19 protein-coding genes are annotated in these 19,211 nt (G+C 51.8%); 14 read left to right on the top strand and 5 right to left on the bottom strand.

Features of this window, described 5'->3' with window-relative positions:
• Positions 1-60 precede the first annotated feature (60 nt).
• The 3 genes from ACTS9Y_RS14395 to ACTS9Y_RS14385 form a co-directional block, all read right to left on the bottom strand.
• Complete coding sequence (locus ACTS9Y_RS14395; protein WP_442586599.1) at positions 61-2,481, bottom strand: TonB-dependent siderophore receptor; 2,421 nt, start codon at positions 2,479-2,481, stop codon at positions 61-63.
• A 77-nt stretch (positions 2,482-2,558) separates the two neighbouring features.
• The gene (locus ACTS9Y_RS14390) at positions 2,559-3,578 is read right to left on the bottom strand and encodes a FecR family protein (protein ID WP_442586598.1); all 1,020 of its coding nucleotides are present in this window, start codon (positions 3,576-3,578) and stop codon (positions 2,559-2,561) included.
• Between the two features lie 16 nt (positions 3,579-3,594).
• Positions 3,595-4,122: a sigma-70 family RNA polymerase sigma factor gene (locus ACTS9Y_RS14385; protein ID WP_442586597.1), complete on the bottom strand. Its 528-nt coding sequence runs from the start codon at positions 4,120-4,122 to the stop codon at positions 3,595-3,597.
• Positions 4,123-4,235: 113 nt separating this feature from the next.
• Between ACTS9Y_RS14385 and ACTS9Y_RS14380 the strand changes: the two genes are divergently transcribed.
• Positions 4,236-4,643: a hypothetical protein gene (locus tag ACTS9Y_RS14380; protein WP_442586596.1), complete on the top strand. Its 408-nt coding sequence runs from the start codon at positions 4,236-4,238 to the stop codon at positions 4,641-4,643.
• 83 nt (positions 4,644-4,726) lie between these two features.
• Here ACTS9Y_RS14380 and ACTS9Y_RS14375 read toward each other — a convergent pair whose 3' ends face one another.
• Entirely contained in the window at positions 4,727-5,563 is an 837-nt protein-coding gene (locus tag ACTS9Y_RS14375; RefSeq protein WP_442586595.1) for an outer membrane protein assembly factor BamD, read from the bottom strand.
• A gap of 47 nt (positions 5,564-5,610) precedes the next feature.
• Here ACTS9Y_RS14375 and rluD point away from each other — a divergent pair, with 47 nt between their 5' ends.
• From rluD to rimO, 5 genes are all read left to right on the top strand, one after another.
• Positions 5,611-6,744 (top strand): 23S rRNA pseudouridine(1911/1915/1917) synthase RluD, encoded by a 1,134-nt coding sequence (gene rluD / locus ACTS9Y_RS14370; protein WP_442586594.1) that lies wholly within the window; start codon positions 5,611-5,613, stop codon positions 6,742-6,744.
• Positions 6,734-7,465, top strand: coding sequence for a peptidoglycan editing factor PgeF (gene pgeF, locus ACTS9Y_RS14365; RefSeq protein WP_442586593.1), 732 nt, complete (start codon positions 6,734-6,736; stop codon positions 7,463-7,465). The genes rluD and pgeF overlap by 11 nt, the downstream gene beginning before the upstream one ends.
• 109 nt (positions 7,466-7,574) lie before the next feature.
• Positions 7,575-8,237 (top strand): HAD family hydrolase, encoded by a 663-nt coding sequence (locus tag ACTS9Y_RS14360; protein WP_442586592.1) that lies wholly within the window; start codon positions 7,575-7,577, stop codon positions 8,235-8,237.
• A gap of 232 nt (positions 8,238-8,469) precedes the next feature.
• Positions 8,470-9,360 (top strand): ZIP family metal transporter, encoded by an 891-nt coding sequence (locus tag ACTS9Y_RS14355; RefSeq protein WP_442586962.1) that lies wholly within the window; start codon positions 8,470-8,472, stop codon positions 9,358-9,360.
• A 12-nt stretch (positions 9,361-9,372) separates the two neighbouring features.
• Entirely contained in the window at positions 9,373-10,707 is a 1,335-nt protein-coding gene (gene rimO / locus ACTS9Y_RS14350; protein WP_442586591.1) for a 30S ribosomal protein S12 methylthiotransferase RimO, read from the top strand.
• Between the two features lie 151 nt (positions 10,708-10,858).
• Here the strand turns inward: rimO and ACTS9Y_RS14345 are convergent, their stop codons facing one another.
• Positions 10,859-11,200 (bottom strand): hypothetical protein, encoded by a 342-nt coding sequence (locus ACTS9Y_RS14345; RefSeq protein WP_442586590.1) that lies wholly within the window; start codon positions 11,198-11,200, stop codon positions 10,859-10,861.
• Between the two features lie 119 nt (positions 11,201-11,319).
• On the opposite strand from ACTS9Y_RS14345, the gene gltX reads away from it, so the two are divergent.
• From gltX to ACTS9Y_RS14305, 8 genes are all read left to right on the top strand, one after another.
• Positions 11,320-12,726: a glutamate--tRNA ligase gene (gene gltX, locus ACTS9Y_RS14340; protein ID WP_442586589.1), complete on the top strand. Its 1,407-nt coding sequence runs from the start codon at positions 11,320-11,322 to the stop codon at positions 12,724-12,726.
• Positions 12,727-12,839: 113 nt separating this feature from the next.
• Positions 12,840-13,082: an RNA chaperone Hfq gene (gene hfq / locus ACTS9Y_RS14335; RefSeq protein ID WP_306390195.1), complete on the top strand. Its 243-nt coding sequence runs from the start codon at positions 12,840-12,842 to the stop codon at positions 13,080-13,082.
• Between the two features lie 3 nt (positions 13,083-13,085).
• Positions 13,086-14,213 carry a GTPase HflX gene (hflX, locus tag ACTS9Y_RS14330; RefSeq protein WP_442586588.1) on the top strand — a complete coding sequence of 376 codons (1,128 nt, stop codon included), beginning with the start codon at positions 13,086-13,088 and terminating at the stop codon, positions 14,211-14,213.
• A gap of 28 nt (positions 14,214-14,241) precedes the next feature.
• Positions 14,242-15,429 (top strand): FtsH protease activity modulator HflK, encoded by a 1,188-nt coding sequence (gene hflK / locus ACTS9Y_RS14325; RefSeq protein WP_442586587.1) that lies wholly within the window; start codon positions 14,242-14,244, stop codon positions 15,427-15,429.
• A gap of 22 nt (positions 15,430-15,451) precedes the next feature.
• Positions 15,452-16,321 carry a protease modulator HflC gene (gene hflC, locus ACTS9Y_RS14320; protein WP_442586586.1) on the top strand — a complete coding sequence of 290 codons (870 nt, stop codon included), beginning with the start codon at positions 15,452-15,454 and terminating at the stop codon, positions 16,319-16,321.
• A gap of 25 nt (positions 16,322-16,346) precedes the next feature.
• On the top strand, positions 16,347-16,526 hold the full coding sequence (locus ACTS9Y_RS14315) for a DUF2065 domain-containing protein (RefSeq protein ID WP_442586585.1): 180 nt from the start codon (positions 16,347-16,349) through the stop codon (positions 16,524-16,526).
• Between the two features lie 129 nt (positions 16,527-16,655).
• Complete coding sequence (locus ACTS9Y_RS14310) at positions 16,656-17,810, top strand: ATP phosphoribosyltransferase regulatory subunit (protein ID WP_442586584.1); 1,155 nt, start codon at positions 16,656-16,658, stop codon at positions 17,808-17,810.
• Between the two features lie 53 nt (positions 17,811-17,863).
• The gene (locus ACTS9Y_RS14305; RefSeq protein WP_442586583.1) at positions 17,864-19,198 is read left to right on the top strand and encodes an adenylosuccinate synthase; all 1,335 of its coding nucleotides are present in this window, start codon (positions 17,864-17,866) and stop codon (positions 19,196-19,198) included.
• Positions 19,199-19,211 lie beyond the last annotated feature (13 nt).

Genomic DNA, 19,211 nt, shown 5'->3' with positions numbered 1-19,211 from the left:
CGCCCTGGTCGCAACAGGCCGCCATTTTTTTAAGAGTAGAAGATCGTCAAACAGCCTGTACTAGAAATCAATGGTTGCCGAGATCAGTGCGGTGCGAGGTGCGCCCATGGTGATAAAGCTGCGTGACACTGAGTTCCAGTAATCCTTGTTTGCCAGGTTCATGATGTTGGCGCGGAAAGTGACTTTGTTGCCTGAGATCTGGGTGGCGTATCGTGCCCCTGCATCAAACGTGGTCCAGCCTGGAATGCTTTGAGTATTCGCGACATCGGCTTGTGCTTCGCCAAAACTGGAAATGCGGCCGGTCAAGGTTAGGCCAGGGATGGCAAACATATCATATTCAGCATTGATCACGACGCTCACTTTTGGCACGCCGACTGCGTCTTTACCATCATTCACCCCATTGAGCGTTTTAGTCTGCTCCGGGTCGATAAATGTCACGCCACCTAGCAAGCGCACGCCACTGAATGGCTGACCAAAGGTAGACAGCTCCAGGCCACGGTTGCGCTGTTCGCCATCTGCCACCAGTCGACGGGCGGCATTGGTGAATGTGCTGGGCTGAGTGATCTGAAAAACGGCTGCAGTGACGCCAAATGTTCCAGCGTTATACTTCACACCAACTTCTTGCTGTTTTGCGACAAATGGCGGCAAACTTTCGCCAGCGTTGGCTGCTGTGTTCGGTGCGACAGAGCCTTGTGACAGACCCTCACTGTAGTTGCCATACACAGAGTAATTGCCCAGTTTTGCGAGCAGGGCAGCAGTAGGCGTGACTTTGCTTTCGTCATAAGCATTTGTTTTGACGCCAGAGGTAAAAATGCCGCTATAGAGTGACTGGTGGCGGGCACCCAGAGTTAGCAGCAGATTGTCTTCAAGGAAGCCGAAGGTATTCACCAGGCCGACACTATGTAATTGCAAATCGCCATTTTGAGGAATCGCACCATAATTGACCGTGGGTTTTGGCAGGTTTGGGCTTTGGTATATATTGCCAGTATAGTTGGCTCCACGAACAGTTAAACCCCCAGCAGTCCGATCAAAGTCAGTGTAGGTCAAGGCATAGTTGTTACTCACGCTACCAAGTTGCATCTGCCCACGTAGTCCGACCTCATAGGTATCCACTTCGTAGTAGCCGCGATATCCGCCGACACCAGCAGTGAAATTACCAGCACTATTGACCAAAACGCGAGCGGTGGCGCCTGCATAAAAATACTCTTCATTGCCTTTGGCCTGGCCGTAATTGATATAAGCGGTGAGGGCAGGATTAAACTCGTATTCTATTTTGGTCATCCAGTAATGGGAGTCACCTTTGAAAAACTCCCAGTCATTGACAAAGTTTTTATCATTTTGTGGTGCACGTGGCAGCGCAAACCCCGGGTTATACTGAATGTTGGCGGAATAACCCTTTGTGAGACGGTCCTGGCTAGCTAGGTCGAAACTGGCGGTCAGTTTTTCACCACGATAATCCACCGCCAGTGAACCTATATACATGCGGTCGGATTGACGGCTGATCGGCGTGTCGCCTTCGCGAGCCAGTGCATTCAGGCGTACGCCCCAGGCGTTGTCCTCGCCAAAGCGGCGGCCGAGGTCCAGATGCCCGCCAAACTGGCTATCTGAAATATAACTGGCTGTGAAACGGTTGAGCGGAGTGTCACCAGCGCGTTTCGAGACCAGGTTGATGTTGCCGCCGGTGACGCCAAACGGGCTGCTGCCATTGAGCATGGAAGCCGGGCCTTTCAGGACATCGACACGTTCGTAAAAGTCTGGTGCGATGCGGCGCAGTTCTGTCATGCCGTACAACCCATTAATACCCACCTGGTTGGTGAACAACGGAAAACCACGGATATGGTAGGTTTCGCTATCGCCATATTCAGCCATGGCGCTACGTACGGAAGGGTCTACCGCCACAATATCCGCCAGGCGGCGTGCCTGCTGGTCCAGGGCGAACTCTTCGGTAAAGCTCTGCGTACTGAACGGGGTTTTAAAGATATCGACGTTGCCCATAATGCCCATGCGGCTGGCTTTTGCTACCTGGCCCCCGGCAAACACCTCAGGCAAGTCGCTGGGGGAGTGTGACCGGCTGGCTTGAACGGCGACCTCAGGTAGCGTATCAGTATGCTGAGTGACCGGACGCGGGACAATGATGACCGCGCCATTGGCTGGTCTGGCTTGCAAGCCTGTATCTTTAAGCAATTGCTGCAGCGCCTGGTCACGCGTTAATTGTTTTTTAAGCGCAGGGACAGATTTCCCTTTGACCTGTGCCGCATCAAAAGTCAGGCTGATGGCAGATTGCCTGGCTAATGTATTGAGTGCGTCTCCCAGTGTGCCGGCGGGTAGCTGGAAATCGAATACCTGGCTTTCTTCAGCATACGCGGTCACGGCTGAAGTAAGCGTCAGGCTGCTGGCAAAACCTGTGAGTAATACCGTATGGAATGCCGCAGAAAGCTGCCGTTTAAGAGATGGTTTTTTGCGATGGGTGCGTGCTTGCATCAGGTTAGACCTCTATCAGTAAAAGAGAAATAACCCTATGCCGGATAGCTCTGAAAAAACCCGCAGATTTTCTCAGATTATTTTTTTCTGATCACAATACTATCAGCTTGCCTGGTCACGCGTATCGGCAGCGTTTGAGCAATGGTTTGCAAGGCATGCTCTGCCGGGTCGGCACGATTAAGCTGAAATACGCCAGATACGATGAGCTTGGCTACTTCGGCATCGTAAGTCACCGGCAGCGCCTGATAACGTAATAACTCAGACACCAGGGCGTCCAGACGCATTTGTTTCGCCACGATGACACCGTCTAACCAGGCCATGGGGTCTTGTGCCTGCAAGGTTTCTTTTAACGGTAAGGCCGGTGATCCCTGCAGACTGTAGGATTCATTCGCATAAGCGCGTACTGGCGGATGCGCCTCTGTGTGCATGGCCACAATGCCTTCGCTCATATGCAGGCGGGTGCTGGCCTGTTGCTGATAGACCGAGAAACGCGTGCCTATGGCTTCTAAACTGGCCTGTTTGGTATTGACCCAGAAGGCGCGGCGGCCGAATAGTGCCTGTGTATCTTTACCTGTTTCCAGATAGATCTCGCCGTTGTTGAGGACGATTTCACGTTTCAGTAATGCGTAATGGATGTCGACGCTAGTATCGGTATTCAGCGTTAAGGTCGTGCCGTCAGAAAGGGTGTAGGTCGCCCTTTGACCTACTGGCGTAGCAAAATGCGATTCCTGATGCCACGGCCCAAGCTGGTTCACCAGTAACGAAAGCGTCACCAGTGCAATCGCGCCTATGCCCAGTTGCTTGAACGCGCCCTGGCGTTTGGCAGCACGCTGCGATTGTTGATCGACCAGGGCGATGGTCTGGGTCAATAATGCTTTGGATGTGGCCGGCACCGCATTCAAGGTCTGCTCCATCGCATGTAATGTTTGCCAGGCGGCTTCATGCATGGGGTCTTGGGCTCGCCATTGTTGAAAATTATGTTCATCTTCTGCACTGGCTGTGCCTGAACTGAGCTTGACTGACCACGTGATCAGTGCTTCCATCACTTCAGGAGGAATCTCTTTTTTATCGGGCAGGGAGTGAGCGAGAGCAGACATGGCGCTGATCAATCTCTTATGCGCTAGTCCGTGTCAGCAGGACATGCCTTAAGGCAACCGCCATATGCGCTTCAACGGTGCGCAATGAAACCTTCATTGTTTCAGCGATCTCAATATAAGTCAGCCCTTCCAGTTTTGAGAGCAGGAATACCGTGCGCACCACTGGCTTCAGGCCATTTAATAATTGATCGAGTTGCCACAGGGTTTCCAACATGGCGAGTTGTTCTTCTGGCGAAGGGGCCATGGCGGCAGGCAAATGCATGATAGTTTGCAAATAAGCCTGCTCAACTGCCTTGTGGCGAAACTGGTCTACCATCAAGCCATGCGCGATGGTACTCAGGAAAGCACGCGGCTCATCGAGATGAGGGACATTTAAGGATTTGGTAATCAGACGCAGAAAGGTATCATGAGCAAGGTCATTGGCATGATGGATGCAGCCTAAACGCCGTTTTAACCAACTGACTAGCCAGGCATGGTGCGACTGGTAAAGCGTATGAACTTGATGTTGCGGTGGCGCATCCACAGTGGGCATGAGGGTAATCATTACTAATGATAACTATTCTCAACATGATAGGTTGGGGTGGTATGACTGTCAATATGCGTGGTTGGTAAGTATTGTTAATCATCAGCGTTGTTGAAGAAAAGGGTGCTCAGTTGATGCGTTTGCTGATTTTTTTATGGGCATTGCCTACCACGCTGGTGGGGGTGGTCGCGGCTATTTTGTGGCTGTCGTGCGGCGCAAAACTGAGGGTCGCGCAGGGCGTGCTGGAAGTGCATGGCGGAAAACTTGCCCTTTGGTTTATGCGCAGGGGGTTTGCGGCCATTGCATTAGGGCATGTGATATTGGGATTTTCCGCGGGCAGGCTGGAGCAGCTAAGGCCGCATGAACATGTGCATGTCAGGCAGGCCGAACGCTGGGGCATTTTATTTATCCCGGCTTATTTACTGGCCGGGCTTTGGCAAAAGCTGAACGGGCGCCATATGTATTATGACAATCCTTTTGAATTGGAAGCTTTTGCCGTGGATGCACTGGCGGCAAAAGCTAAAGCGCGTAGTGACATGTGAATCCGCCAAATAAGCGGGGTACGAAATAAAAAAAGCGCCATAAGATTGGCGCTTTTTTATAGCTTCTGACAGGCTTCAGCTTATTATTGGTAAAGGCTTTCCCAGAATTTCCACCAGACTTTTTCGTCTTCGTTGATTTTCCCGGTGATCATAGGATTTTCCGGGTAGTTGGTTTTAAGCACACGCAAGGTGTCCTCCTTGAGGTCATCCAGGTGCATGGCGTCATAGGCGCTGATCATGGTCACCAGTGCATCCTCAACTGCGCTGGAGTTAGGGTAAGTCTCGAGCACATATTTAGTGCGGTTCACCGCAGCGACATAGGCTTTGCGTTGCATGTAGTAACGCGCGACATGCATCTCGTGCAGGGCCAGCGTGTTGACCAGGAAAATCATGCGCTGTGTGGCATCTTTGACGTAACGGCTGTTAGGGAAGCGCTCTACCAGTTCTTTGAAAGCATTGAATGACACGCGCAGCGTTTTCGGGTCACGGTCATTAATCTCTTGCTTGGTGTATTTCTCGATCACACCACGTTCATTAAACGTCGCCAGGCCTTTGAGGTAGTAGGCGTAATCCAGGTTAGGGTGGTTAGGATGCAGCTTGATAAAGCGGTCAACGGCGGATAAACATAATACCGGCTCGGATTTCTTGTAGTAAGCATAAGCTACTTCAAGTTGTGCCTGAGTGGCATAAGCCCCGTGTGGATAACGCGCTTCCAGCTTCTGGAAGTAATCGATCGCCTTATCGTAATTCTTATCCACCATTTTTTCCTGGCCAGCGGCGTACAGGCGTTGTTCAGGCCAGCCTTTGGTTTCGTCAAGCGGATTTGGATCACCAAAAATAGCACAAGCACTCAAGGTGAGCGCGGCGATAAAAATAAAAGCGCGCGTGAGCAGGGCGTTAAGCGGTAAAATGCGAAGCATGTTGTTCAATATCGTTATATATAAGGAAACTCAGGGCATTATAACTGATGCCGTTTGAAAATATGAAAGAAAGCGCTTCCTTACATCTGGTCGTACCCACCAACCTTGGCGGGCAGCGGCTGGATCTGGTTTTGCAGCAAATGCTGCCTGACCATTCTCGTAGCCGGTTACAGGGCTGGATCAAAGAAGGCCTGGTGTTGCTGGATGGCAAAGCGCCTATCGCTAAAACCAAAGTATGGGGTGGCGAGAATATCACCGTCACGCCACCAGTGAATGCGCAAGACAGCGCATTTGAACCCGAAGACATCCCGCTGGATATCGTGTACGAAGATGACGCCCTGATCGTGATCAACAAGCCTGCCGGCCTGGTGGTGCATCCTGCTGCCGGAAACTGGAGTGGCACCTTGTTAAATGCGTTGCTGTTCCATCGGCCGCAACTCAAGGAAGTGCCACGCGCTGGTATTGTGCACCGGCTGGATAAAGATACCAGCGGCTTGCTGGTGGTGGCGAAAACACTGGAAGCGCAAACCAGTCTGGTACGCCAGCTGCAAGCGCATTCGGTCAAGCGCGAGTACCGCGCCATCGTCTGGGGCCAGCTGTGGCGTAGTGGCAAGGTGGATCAGCCGATAGGCCGTCATCCGCACCAGCGTGTCAAAATGGCGGTGATACGACGGGGTAAATCTGCCGTGACGCATTATCAGGTGCTGGAACGCTTCGGCACTAATACCTATTTGCGCTGTAACCTTGAAACCGGACGCACGCACCAGATCCGCGTGCATTTGCAGCATTTAAAAGCGCCTATGGTGGGTGACCCCTTATATGGCATCGGCAATATCATTCCGCACAAAATGATGTCTACCGAGTTACGTGCCGTGATCGGTGATTTCAAACGTCAGGCACTGCATGCCATCAAACTGGGCCTGACGCACCCGGTCACCAATGAGCATATGGAGTGGCAAATCGAGCTGGCGGATGATATGCGTGCTTTGCTCGAAGCCATGCGCGCCACTGAAGTGCCTGATGAGCCCATGTCGCCAGTTGACCTCAATGTGGACGAAAACGGATTATTCATCGGCGAAGATGATGAAGACTGGGGCGATGACGACCTTGATGATGATGGCCTGGAAGAGGGCGAAGAGTGGGATGATGACGAACTGCTAGCGGACGAGGATGATGCTTAAACCTGCATTCATCACGCCGGACTGGCCAGCGCCTGCCAATGTCAAAGCATTGCAAACCACGCGCGCAGGCGGCGTCAGCACAGGCATATACGCCAGCCTGAATCTGGGCGATCACGTGAAAGATAATCCATTACACGTCGCGCACAACCGCCAATCATTAAGCCCGTTTTTGCCGACTGAACCAGTCTGGCTGCAACAGGTGCATGGCATACGCGTGATTGATGCCAGTGCCGCCAGTTGCCTGGAAAGCGCGGATGCCAGTTTTACGACGCGTAGTGATGTGGTTTGCGTGACGATGACGGCAGATTGTTTGCCGATATTATTGTGCGATCAAGCCGGCACTGCCGTAGCAGCCATCCATGCCGGCTGGCGCAGTTTGTGTGACGGCGTGATTGAAGCTACTGTCAACGCCATGCCGGTAGAAGCCGGGCAGTTAATAGCCTGGCTGGGCCCAGCGATAGGCCCGGATGCGTTTGAAGTTGGCAGCGAAGTACGTGCGCAATTCGTCGCGCAGGATGCAAAAGCCGATACTGCCTTCCGCCCGCATGGGGACAAATGGCTGGGGGATTTATATGCCATTGCCAGGCAACGACTTAACACACTTGGAATCCAGCAGATTTATGGAGGCGGCCTTTGTACCTACCATGACCCGGACACGTTTTTCAGCTTCAGGCGCGATGGCGATACCGGCCGCATGGCGACCATGATCTGGTTAGAGTAGGGTCTGGCCGGAATAGGGTTTTCCCCGGCATTCACGTAATTAATAAATTGGAAGATTGGTTTTAAAAGTCATTGACCAGTATTCCAGCAGTTTGAGACACGCATACTTCATGAAAAAACATCTGATTTTCGATCTGGACGGCACCTTGATTGACTCTGCCCCCAGCATCCTCGAAGGCTATGACCAGGCTTTTAAAACAACAGACACGCCTCTGCAAATGCCCTTAACCAGTGATGTCATCGGCCCGCCACTGATTGAAAGCCTGAAGATGCTTTCCGGGCGTGACGATGACGCACTGCTGCAAGCGCTGGCGACGGCCTTTAAACAGCATTACGACAGTACCGGCTACCTGAAATCTGTGGTGTTTGAAGGTGTGAGCGATCTGTTGCAACAGCTGCATGATGCGGGCTATCAGCTGTATATTGCGACCAACAAGCGTTTGTTCCCGACCGAGAAAATCATCCATCATTTGCAATGGGATGTGTTTTTTTCTGGCGTTTTTGCACTGGATTACTTTCAGCCTGCCTTGCGTTGCAAAGCCGATATGGTGGGCCGCATCGTGCAAGACCTGGCATTGCCGATCGATGAGTGCCTGTATATTGGCGACCGTCTGGAAGATGGCGAGGCGGCAGATGCGCACCAGATGGATTTTGTGCTGGTGACCTGGGGCTATGCCGCCGATGCTTCGCTGAAAAAACCACATTGGCAAAGCTGTACCGCTGTGAATGACTTACCCACATTGATTGCTGACACACAAGACAAGCATGCATGACGCAGCAACGCATGCGTAGTCGCCCGCGCCAGCTTGCAGATACTCAGCATAGTCGGCACCGATGCTAGTAACAGTCAGCGGCTTTGTCATTGCGTCATTCATAGAGTTTGGCAGTGACGATAACTGATTGTTTATGCTCATTTTTGGCAGAACTCACGTATAATGCCCGCCTCATTTCTACAAACTATGCATGATTAATTTCTCACCCTCTTTGACTGCCACCCTGGCGACCATGTCACCCTTGACCGGGATGGTGCTCGCCTGCCTGGCTGGAGGCGTGTTAAGCGTATCAGTGGCTGCCTTGTTTGCGCTCAATGCCAAAAAGCAGTGGGTGCCGCTGTTGGTCAGTTATGCGATCGGTGCCTTGCTGGCAGCGGTATTCCTGGAGATATTGCCACACGCGATTGAAACCAGCCCCAATATCGAAGCGATGACGGCCACCATGTTGTTCGGCATTTTGCTGTTTTTTGCGCTGGAAAAACTGGTGCTATGGCGGCACTGCCATGGTGAGCACTGTGAAATGCATGCCATGCATGACGAAGCGCATTGCCCGGAACTGCATCCAGGCCAGGCATCTGAGCAAAAGATAAAAGCACCGCAAGGGGCGATCAAGTTCCGGCCGGTATCAGTCGACACCCCACAAGTCATGAGTCATCACCATCATCATGATGACGGCCGTAGCGGCATGATGATCATGATAGGCGACACCTTCCATAATTTTGTCGATGGTGTATTGATCTGTGCCGCGTTTATGGTCGATATGCAGGTGGGGCTAGTGACGGCGCTGGCGATCATTGCACACGAGATTCCGCAGGAAGTCGGTGATTTCCTGATCTTGTTACATTCCGGCTATAGCAAGCGCAAAGCGTTCCTGTTCAATATCGCCTCCAGCCTGGCGACGCTCGCAGGTGGCCTGATCGCTTATGCAGGGCTGAATATGGTGCAGCACTGGGTGCCTTATATCCTGAGTCTGGCGGCTTCCAGCATGTTATATGTGGCGGTGGCGGATCTGATTCCCGGCTTGCACAAACGCACCGCACTGCGCGATACGCTGTTGCAATTATTGTTGATTACTTTGGGTGTGGCTTCGGTCGCTGTTACCAAACTACTGGTAGAAGGTTAAAAGGGTTTATTTATGCAGACGATGCCTAAAGTTGGTTTTGTGTCACTGGGTTGCCCCAAGGCTGGCTCGGATTCAGAACGTATCCTGACCCAGTTGCGCGCTGAGGGTTACCAGATCAGTAACAGCTACGAGCAATCTGACCTGGTGGTGGTGAACACCTGCGGATTTATTGATTCTGCGGTGCAGGAGTCGCTGGATGCGATTGGCGAAGCGCTGAACAAAAACGGCAAGGTGATTGTGACTGGCTGCCTGGGCGCAAAAAAAGATGTGGTCACTGGCGCACACCCTAGCGTGCTGGCTGTCACCGGCCCGCATGCGCTGGAAGAAGTCATGGGCCATGTGCACACGCATTTGCCGAAACCGCATGATCCGTATACCGACCTGGTGCCGCCACAAGGCGTGCGCCTGACACCCAAACACTATGCCTACCTGAAAATCTCGGAAGGCTGTAATCACCGTTGCAGTTTCTGCATTATCCCGAGCATGCGTGGTGACCTGGTCAGCCGCCCGATTGGTGATGTGATGAATGAAGCCGAAAACCTGGTCAATGCCGGGGTTTCAGAGATCCTGGTGATTTCACAGGACACTTCGGCCTATGGCGTAGACATGAAATTCCGTAGCGGTTTCTGGAACGGCAGGCCGGTAAAAACCCATATGACAGCGCTGAGTAAGGCATTGGGTGAGTTGGGTGTATGGATACGTTTGCATTATGTCTATCCGTATCCGCATGTCGATGAAGTGATCCCGTTGATGGCAGAAGGCGCGATTCTGCCGTATCTGGATGTGCCATTGCAGCACGCCAGCCCGCGCATTCTTAAAGCCATGAAACGCCCGGCCAGCAGCGAGAATAACCTGGCGCGCATTAAAGCCTGGCGCGAGACTTGCCCGGAAATCGCCATCCGCAGTACCTTTATTGTCGGTTTCCCCGGTGAAACAGAAGATGACTTTAAAATGCTGCTCGACTTTATGGAAGAGGCGCAACTGGACCGCGTTGGCTGCTTTGCCTATTCTGCAGTCGATGGCGCCACAGCCAATGCTTTAGATCATCAGGTGCCGGAAGAAATCAAGAAAGAGCGCTTGAGTCGTTTTATGGAAGTGCAGGAGCGCATCAGTGCCGCCAAAGTGTCAGCCAAGATCGGTAGCCTGCAAACTGTGCTGGTCGATGAACTGACCGAAGATGACGCTGGCAATGTGATCGCCATTGCGCGAACCAAAGCAGATGCGCCGGAAATCGATGGCATTGTTTACCTGCAGGATGCTGACGGTATTAGCCCTGGCGATTTTGTCGATGTGCAGATCGTCGATGCGCAAGGGCATGATTTGATAGGCGCGCCGCCTGAGTTTTAGTTGATGAGATAGCTATAAAAAATGCCGCAATTGCGGCATTTTTTTATTTAATCTATTGTTTATTTGAAATCACTTCCAGATTGCGTGAGGCTGACACTCGCGCCATTCTGCGGAAGCAGTTTTGCAGAAGTGAGCAAAACCTTGATTCTTATCAGGCGGCCTGGGTTAGCTGTGGCCGTTCGCAATCCGCGCGGTCAGCAAAGATATCCAGTGTATAAGGGCAGCGTTTCAGTTTTGATTCGCTATTTTTACGTTTTCCGGTCTGTGCCAGATTCACATAAGGCGTCTGGCTAAGCCTGACATAGCCAGACTGTAGCAGTTTTTTTTCAGTCGTTTCAAACTGGCTTAATGGGTTATCCATGTTTTGCAGGGTGATGCCTAGTTTGTGTACGGCAACCACATGATAAATCACGCTGGTTTGCCCAGGCATGGCCGGTTTGCCGTAAAGCTCACCGACGTGAATCTCGCTGCTGGAAGGGTTAGGCTGCATCATGGACGCATGATAACGCGTTTGTCAGCGCGCTTCAATCTGCCCATATGCAAAAAAGCAGGGCGCGGCATGAGTAGCGCCAACATGTTAAAATACCTTGCTTAAAAATTCAGAGAGTCATCATGCAACAAGTCGTTAAAACCCGTTTTGCGCCTAGTCCCACAGGTTACCTGCACATTGGTGGCGCGCGTACCGCATTATTTTCCTGGGCCTATGCCAAACGTCACGGTGGCCAGTTTATCCTGCGGATAGAAGATACGGATGTTGCACGTTCTACACCGGAAGCCGTACAGGCGATCCTGGATGGCATGGCCTGGCTGGAACTGGATCATGATGAAGGCCCTTACTACCAGATGCAGCGCATGGACACGTACAAAGCCACCATAGGCAAAATGCTGGACGCAGGCCAGGCCTATTACTGTTACAGCAGTAAAGAAGAGCTGGATGCGTTGCGTGAAAGCCAGATGCAACAAGGCTTGAAGCCAAGATACGATGGTCGCTGGCGGCCTGAGTCTGGCAAAGTGTTGCCGGAACCGCCTAAGGATATCTCGCCCGTTGTGCGTTTTAAAAACCCGCAAGAGGGCGTGGTGGCGTGGGACGATATGGTCAAAGGCCGTATCGAGATCGCCAATGCCGAGCTGGATGACCTGATCATTGCCAGAGGCGACGGCACGCCGACGTATAACTTCTGTGTGGTGGTAGATGACTGGGAAATGGGCGTGACGCAAGTGATACGCGGCGATGACCATGTCAATAACACCCCGCGCCAGATCAATATGTTGCAGGCGCTGGGCGCGCAAGTGCCTCAGTATGCGCATCTATCCATGATCCTGGGCGATGATGGCCAGAAACTCTCCAAGCGCCATGGTGCTGTGAGCGTGATGCAATACCACGAAGATGGTTACCTGCGTGAAGCGGTGCTGAATTACCTGGCACGCCTGGGCTGGTCACATGGTGATGATGAAGTGTTTGATATGACGCAATTCTGCCAGTGGTTTGACCTGGACCATATCACGCCATCTGCCGCGCAATTCAATACCGAAAAACTCAATTGGTTGAATGCGCATTACATCAAGACATTGCCATTAGAACAGATCGCCGAAGAAGTGAAGCCGCGCCTGGCCAAATTGGGCATCAGCGATACGCAATCACCGGACTTGCTGGCTGTGCTTAACCTTTACCGTGAGCGCGCCAATAACCTAAACCAGCTGGCAAGCGAGATCGCCTTCTTTTACCAGACGCCTGTCACCAACGAAGCTGATGCCACCAAGCATATCCAGCCGGAAACAGCTGCCTATATCGAAAGCTTCCTGGAAAAGATTAAAGATTCTGACTGGACTGCCGATAAATTACACGATGGCCTGAACCAGGTCGTCGCTGAGCAACAGATCAAATTCCCCAAACTGGCGATGCCATTACGGGTGGCTTTGATCGGCATTGCGCAGTCACCCAGCATCGATCAAGTGATGTCGATACTAGGCAAAGCGTCCTGTTTACAGCGCATTCGTACATTATTTCCAAAAAAATAATGCACAGGCATTGAAATTGGAACAAATTAGTACAATCATAGTCACTGTAAGGGATTGGTGTTCAACATAATAAAAACTCCAATATATGATTAAAACAATGAAGGAGCAATTCGATGAATAATAAAGGCCAAATGCTGCAAGACCCTTTTCTGAACGCCTTGAGGAAAGAGCATGTTCAAGTGTCCATTTATCTCGTAAACGGTATCAAGTTACAGGGTCAGGTAGATTCGTTTGACCAGTATGTCATTTTGCTGAAGAACACTGTCACGCAAATGGTATACAAACACGCTATTTCCACCATCGTTCCAGCCCGTCCTGTTAATTTAGGACCACACGAACCCGCACAAGAATCTTAATGCATGTTTGATAGACCTAGCGGCGGAGATGCTGTCGTTCTGGTCAGTATCAATTTTGGTGATGCTGATTATGAAGAAAGTTTACAAGAGCTCCGCCACCTTGCCGGCACTGCCGGATTAAATATTTCTGCTACGCTTGAAGGCAAACGTCAGTCTCCTGATCCCAAGTTTTTCATCGGTTCAGGCAAGGCAGATGAGCTGAAAGCCCTGATGGCCACCTACGAAAGTAAAGTGGCCGCCTTTAATCACGACCTCAGCCCTTCGCAACAACGCAATCTGGAGAAATTCCTGGAAGCCCGTGTGGTCGATCGCACTGGCCTGATCCTGGAGATTTTTGCCCAGCGTGCGCAATCACATGAAGGCAAGTTGCAGGTTGAACTGGCGCAGCTGGAACATTTATCAACCCGGCTGGTACGCGGCTGGACCCACCTGGAACGTCAAAAGGGCGGTATCGGTGTGCGTGGTGGCCCTGGTGAAACGCAGCTGGAGCTGGACAGGCGCATGCTGCGTGTGCGCGTCAAGCAATTGCGCGAAAAGCTGGCAAAACTGAAACAACAGCGCGGCATGCAACGCCGCGCCCGCAAACGGTCTCCTTTGCTAACCGTCTCCCTGGTCGGGTATACCAACGCGGGTAAATCCACCTTGTTTAACCGGCTCACACACTCCGGTGTGTATGCCGCTGACCAGTTATTTGCCACGCTGGATACCACTTCACGCAAAATGCATTTGCCTGAGGGGTACCCGGTCGTCATTTCAGACACTGTCGGCTTTATCAAACATTTGCCAACCACACTGATTGAAGCTTTTGGCGCCACGCTGGAAGAAGCCTCACAAGCTGACTTGTTATTGCATATCGTGGATGTGGCCAGCCCTAACCGCGACAACCAGATTGAACAGGTCAATATTGTGCTGAATGAGATCGGTGCTGCCCAGGTGCCGCAGATCCTGGTGCTGAATCAGATTGACCGCATGGGCATGGCGCCGGGAATCGACAGGGACGAGTATGGTAATATCAGTACAATTCGCGTGTCGGCCAAAGACGGTATTGGTATCGAAGATTTACGTCAGGCTCTGCTAGAGCATCAACAACATTTGAAGAAACTGAGTACGGAAGAGCGTGCTTACGTTTAACCGGAAATAGAAAACACGGAGTACAAGAATGAGAAAGTTTCCAGGCTTTTGGAATAAAAATAACGAAGGCCCGCCCGATCTGGACGAGGTGTTCAAGGATTTGAATCAAAAGCTGAATCGTATGTTTGGTGGTAAAGGCGGGCAGGGTGGCCCTCGTGCGAGTGGCCCTGCGCCACAGCCTTTACCTATCGCACCGATCCTGGGCCTGGTGGCTTTGATCTGGCTTGGTTCCGGTTTTTATATCGTGGATCAGGGTTCGCGTGGCGTCGTGTTGCGTTTCGGTAAGCATGTGGAAACCACTACACCTGGTCCGCGCTGGCACCTGCCTTTCCCGATTGAAACGGTTGAAAATGTCAACCTCGAGCAAGTGCGCACCATAGAACTGGGCTATCGCTCGTTTGAAGGGGAATCTGGCCGCAGTAAAGAGCCACGTGAATCATTGATGCTGACCGATGATGAAAACATCATCGATCTGCAAGTGGCTGTGCAATACAACCTCAAATCAGTTGAAGACTACCAGTTTAGCAACCGTTCAACTGAAGAAAGCGTGCGCGGTATTGCCGAGACTGCGATTCGTGAAATCGCCGGTAAAAGTAAAATGGATTTCGTGTTGTATGAAGGCCGCGACGAAGTAGCTGCCAAGGCGAAAAAGCTGATGCAGGAGATGCTGGATCGTTATCAGTCCGGCGTGCATGTCGTCAACGTCACCATGCAGAATGCCCAGCCACCTGAGCAGGTGCAAGCTGCGTTTGATGATGCAGTTAAAGCCAAGCAGGATCTGGAACGCCAGAAGAATGAAGGTCAGGCTTACGCCAATGACGTCATTCCAAAAGCGCGTGGTACGGCAGCGCGTCTGGGTGAAGAAGCTTCCGGTTATAAGTTGCGCGTTGAAAATGAAGCCAAAGGTAACGCGGACCGCTTTGAACAGATTCTGACCCAGTATAACAAGGCGCCAGAAGTGACGCGTCAGCGCTTGTACCTGGATGCACAAGAGCACATTTTGTCTAATACCAGCAAGGTGCTGGTGGATCAAAAAGGTGGCAACAGCCTGCTTTATTTACCGCTGGATAAGTTGATGGGCGCTAGTGGCGCGGGTGGCGGTACTAACGCTGCACCTGCCGCTGAAAAACCGGCGCAGGAATCCTCACAATCCGATGCTGGCGTCCTAGATCGCACACGCGATGCCATGCGTAGCCGTGATCGCGAATATCGCTAGTTTGCCCTGAAGGAAAAAGAACATGAGAAATATTGGAAGCATATTAATCGGGGTATTTGTATTGCTGGTGGTGATCACTTCATCCGCATATACAGTTGATCAGCGCGAGTTTGCACTGGTATTCCGCCTGGGCGAAATCGTATCGGTCAAAAAAACACCTGGCCTCTACTTCAAGATGCCTATGGTGGAAAATATCCGTTATTACGATAAACGTATCCTGACCCTGAACTGGGAAGAGCCTGACCGCTTTATTACCAGCGAAAAGAAAAACGTGTTGGTGGATTCATTCATTAAATGGCGCATTATCGACCCGGCTAAATACTACGTCTCAGTGCGTGGTGAAGAGGTGCAGGCCGAGCGCCGCATCTCGCAAATGGTCAATGACGGTTTACGTGCGGAAATAGGTAAGCGTAATATCCACGACGTGGTTTCCGGTGAGCGTGCGACGATCATGAATATCCTGCGTGAGCGTGCCGACAAGGAAAGTCGCCAGATGGGTATCCAGATACTGGATGTACGTCTGCGCCGGGTAGACCTGACTAAAGAAGTCAGTGAGTCGGTATATCAACGTATGGAAGCCGAGCGTAAATCTGTTGCCAATGAGTTGCGTTCACAGGGTGCAGCGGCTGCCGAGAAGATCCGTGCCGATGCAGACAAGCAGCGTGAAGTGATCATTGCCGAAGCTTATCGTGAAGCGCAAAAAGTAAAAGGTGAAGGCGATGCCAAAGCCTCGGAAGTCTATGCGCAGGCATTTGGCAAAAACCCTGAGTTTTACGCGTTCTACCGTAGCCAGGAAGCTTATAAAAACAGCTTCAAGAGCAAATCTGACGTACTCGTGATAGACCAGAGTTCTGACTTCTTTAAATATATGCGTAATGCGGGTAAAAAATAATTTAGTCCAGTCATAAGGTCATTGTATGAACTGGTGGTGGCTGATTGGCGGCCTGTTGTTGATTGAAGGGTTGATGCCGTTGCTATTTACGCAAGCTTGGCGTCAAACCTTTGAAAAATTGCTGCAACTAAGGGATGGACAGATACGTTTTATCGGTTTTCTTTCAGCCGCGATCGGTCTGCTTGTTCTGTGGCTTAACCGTTAATTACCTTTATGGATATTTTAAAGGCACGCTTATTTAGTGTGCCTTTTTTACGTGCTGCTCACGCCATCACAAGCCATTCCCAACGCTAAAGCCATGTCTAAGGCAGGGGTTTGCAGGTATAATAACGGTATGCATAATTGGTTACTTCCCGAATATATTGAAGATGTGTTGCCGGCTGAGGCGGCGCGTCTCGAATCCTACCGTCGTCAAATCCTCGATTTATTCCGCGTACATGGCTATCAGTATGTGATGCCGCCTATGATGGAATATGTCGAGTCATTGTTAACCGGCACCGGCCATGATCTGGATATCGCTACGTTTAAAGTCGTAGATCAGCTCACTGGCCGTCTGATGGGTTTGCGTGCAGATACGACTCCGCAAGCGGCACGTATCGACGCGCATATGCTCAACCATCAAGGCGTTTCCCGCCTGTGTTATGCCGGCACCGTGTTGCGCACCAAGCCTGATGGGCTGGCACGTACGCGTGAGCCGCTGCAACTGGGCGCCGAGATCTATGGCCATGCCGGGATTGAAAGCGATATCGAAGTGCAGCGCTTGATGGTCAAGGCTTTGCAACTGCTAGGTATGCGTACCTTGTTTGTTGACCTTAGCCATGTGGCTATTTTTGCCAGCTTGTCGCATATGGCGCAGCTGGGCACCCAGCAAGAGCGTGAATTACAGATCGCCTTGCAGGCGAAAGATGTTTCGCGCGTGCAGGAGCTGATCACCAATCTGTCTGAAAAATCGCGTAAGGCTTTTATTGCACTGACCCAGTTAAGCGGTGGGGTAGAAGTGCTGGAACAAGCGCGTGATGTGTTACCCGATTCGCCGGAAATTGAACAAGCCCTGCATGAGATGGCAACGGTGGCGGCTGCATTGAGTAACGACGAAGTCACGGTGACCATAGACCTCAGTGAACTGCGCGGCTACCACTACCATAATGGCATGGTGTTCGCAGCGTATGCCAAAGAATACGCCGGACCGATCGCCTTGGGCGGCCGTTACGATGAAGTCGGCGCTGCTTTTGGGCGTGCGCGGCCAGCTACCGGGTTTAGCCTGGACTTGCGCGGCGCTTTGCAGGCATTGGGTCCAGCCACCTTGAATAAAGGCATTCTTGCCCCTGTCTCCAGTGATGGAGAGTTGGCCGAGGTAGTCAACGCCTTACGTGCGCAAGGCCAGATCGTGGTGGAAGCCTTGCCAGATTCACTACTGGATTACTCTGAGTTGGCATGCGACCGTACTTTGGAAAAAGTCGATGGTCGCTGGCAGGTCGTTGCGGTTTAAAGCCGTTTTAAATTGGCAATCCATTTTCGTTTTAGACAAGATAATTATTGAACATGACACAATCTAGGCAAGCAAAAAACGTCGTTGTTATTGGTACCCAGTGGGGCGACGAAGGTAAAGGTAAAATTGTTGACTGGCTGACCGATCACGCCCAGGGCGTGGTCCGTTTTCAGGGTGGTCATAATGCAGGCCATACGCTGGTCGTCGGCCAGGGTGCGGCACAAAAGGTGTACAAGCTGAATCTGGTGCCATCCGGCATCGTGCGTGATGGCGTCAATTGCTATATCGGCAACGGCGTTGTGCTGGATACCACGCATCTGCTGCATGAGATCGCCACGCTGGAGCAGGGCGGCCTGGATGTGAAAAGCCGTTTGAAAGTCAGCCCTGGCTGCCCATTGATTTTGTCACACCACGTGGCAGTAGATTTGGCGCGTGAAGCCAAGCGCAGTGCCGAGAAAAAGATCGGCACCACTGGTAAAGGCATAGGCCCGGCTTACGAAGACAAGGTCGCACGTCGTGCCTTGCGCGTGTATGACTTGTTCCACCCTGAGCGATTTGCTGAAAAGCTGCGTGAAGTGATGGATTACCATAATTTCGTACTCACCCAGTATCTGGGCGCAACGGCGGTTGATTTTCAGCAGCAGTATGACGCCAGCATGGCGCATGCGGCAGTGCTGAAACCGATGGTGGCAGATGTTTCTGCCGCTTTGTACGAAGCGAATGCGCGTGGTGAGCATCTGTTGTTTGAAGGCGCACAAGGCACTTTGCTGGACATCGACCATGGTACTTATCCGTACGTGACTTCCAGCAACTGTATCGCTGGCCAGGCTTCTGCTGGTACCGGTGTAGGTGCCAATATGCTGCATTATGTATTGGGCATCACCAAAGCCTATACCACCCGCGTGGGTGGCGGCCCGTTCCCAAGCGAGCTGGATATTGAAACCGAAGGTGTGCCTGGTTACCAGATGTCTACCGTAGGTCAGGAGATTGGCACTGTGACACGTCGCAAACGCCGTTGTGGCTGGTTTGATGCTGCCGCTTTGCGTCGCTCTGCCCGCATCAATGGCCTGACCGGTTTGTGCATCACCAAACTGGATGTGCTGGACGGCATTGAGTCGCTGGATATTTGCACCGGCTACAAACTGGATGGCAAAGTCGTGGATATGTTGCCTGTCGGTGCCGATGATGTCGCCCGTTGCGAACCGATTTACGAAACCGTACCCGGCTGGACTGAAACCACCTTTGGCATGAAAACCTGGGAAGGCCTGCCAAAAAATGCTCAGCACTACCTCAAACGCCTGGAAGCCTTATGCGGTGTGCCGATCGCGATTGTCTCCACCGGTCCAGAGCGCGATGAGACTATTGTCCTGCAACACCCGTTTGCCTGATTAAGAGATTTCA

The organism is Methylophilus sp., assembly GCF_052173275.1.
Lineage (GTDB): Bacteria > Pseudomonadota > Gammaproteobacteria > Burkholderiales > Methylophilaceae > Methylophilus.
The sequence above is the reverse complement of the archived record's forward strand: the minus strand, read 5'-3'. Positions and strand labels throughout refer to the sequence as shown.

Excerpts from the sequence above, each read along its gene's own strand:
- ACTS9Y_RS14395 (WP_442586599.1), bottom strand. The coding sequence starts at position 2,481 with ATGCAAGCACGCACCCATCGCAAAAAACCATCTCTTAAACGGCAGCTT.
- ACTS9Y_RS14390 (WP_442586598.1), bottom strand. The coding sequence starts at position 3,578 with ATGTCTGCTCTCGCTCACTCCCTGCCCGATAAAAAAGAGATTCCTCCT.
- ACTS9Y_RS14385 (WP_442586597.1), bottom strand. The coding sequence starts at position 4,122 with ATGATTACCCTCATGCCCACTGTGGATGCGCCACCGCAACATCAAGTT.
- ACTS9Y_RS14380 (WP_442586596.1), top strand. The coding sequence starts at position 4,236 with ATGCGTTTGCTGATTTTTTTATGGGCATTGCCTACCACGCTGGTGGGG.
- ACTS9Y_RS14375 (WP_442586595.1), bottom strand. The coding sequence starts at position 5,563 with ATGCTTCGCATTTTACCGCTTAACGCCCTGCTCACGCGCGCTTTTATT.
- rluD (WP_442586594.1), top strand. The coding sequence starts at position 5,611 with ATGCCGTTTGAAAATATGAAAGAAAGCGCTTCCTTACATCTGGTCGTA.
- pgeF (WP_442586593.1), top strand. The coding sequence starts at position 6,734 with ATGATGCTTAAACCTGCATTCATCACGCCGGACTGGCCAGCGCCTGCC.
- ACTS9Y_RS14360 (WP_442586592.1), top strand. The coding sequence starts at position 7,575 with ATGAAAAAACATCTGATTTTCGATCTGGACGGCACCTTGATTGACTCT.
- ACTS9Y_RS14355 (WP_442586962.1), top strand. The coding sequence starts at position 8,470 with ATGTCACCCTTGACCGGGATGGTGCTCGCCTGCCTGGCTGGAGGCGTG.
- rimO (WP_442586591.1), top strand. The coding sequence starts at position 9,373 with ATGCAGACGATGCCTAAAGTTGGTTTTGTGTCACTGGGTTGCCCCAAG.
- ACTS9Y_RS14345 (WP_442586590.1), bottom strand. The coding sequence starts at position 11,200 with ATGATGCAGCCTAACCCTTCCAGCAGCGAGATTCACGTCGGTGAGCTT.
- gltX (WP_442586589.1), top strand. The coding sequence starts at position 11,320 with ATGCAACAAGTCGTTAAAACCCGTTTTGCGCCTAGTCCCACAGGTTAC.
- hfq (WP_306390195.1), top strand. The coding sequence starts at position 12,840 with ATGAATAATAAAGGCCAAATGCTGCAAGACCCTTTTCTGAACGCCTTG.
- hflX (WP_442586588.1), top strand. The coding sequence starts at position 13,086 with ATGTTTGATAGACCTAGCGGCGGAGATGCTGTCGTTCTGGTCAGTATC.
- hflK (WP_442586587.1), top strand. The coding sequence starts at position 14,242 with ATGAGAAAGTTTCCAGGCTTTTGGAATAAAAATAACGAAGGCCCGCCC.
- hflC (WP_442586586.1), top strand. The coding sequence starts at position 15,452 with ATGAGAAATATTGGAAGCATATTAATCGGGGTATTTGTATTGCTGGTG.
- ACTS9Y_RS14315 (WP_442586585.1), top strand. The coding sequence starts at position 16,347 with ATGAACTGGTGGTGGCTGATTGGCGGCCTGTTGTTGATTGAAGGGTTG.
- ACTS9Y_RS14310 (WP_442586584.1), top strand. The coding sequence starts at position 16,656 with ATGCATAATTGGTTACTTCCCGAATATATTGAAGATGTGTTGCCGGCT.
- ACTS9Y_RS14305 (WP_442586583.1), top strand. The coding sequence starts at position 17,864 with ATGACACAATCTAGGCAAGCAAAAAACGTCGTTGTTATTGGTACCCAG.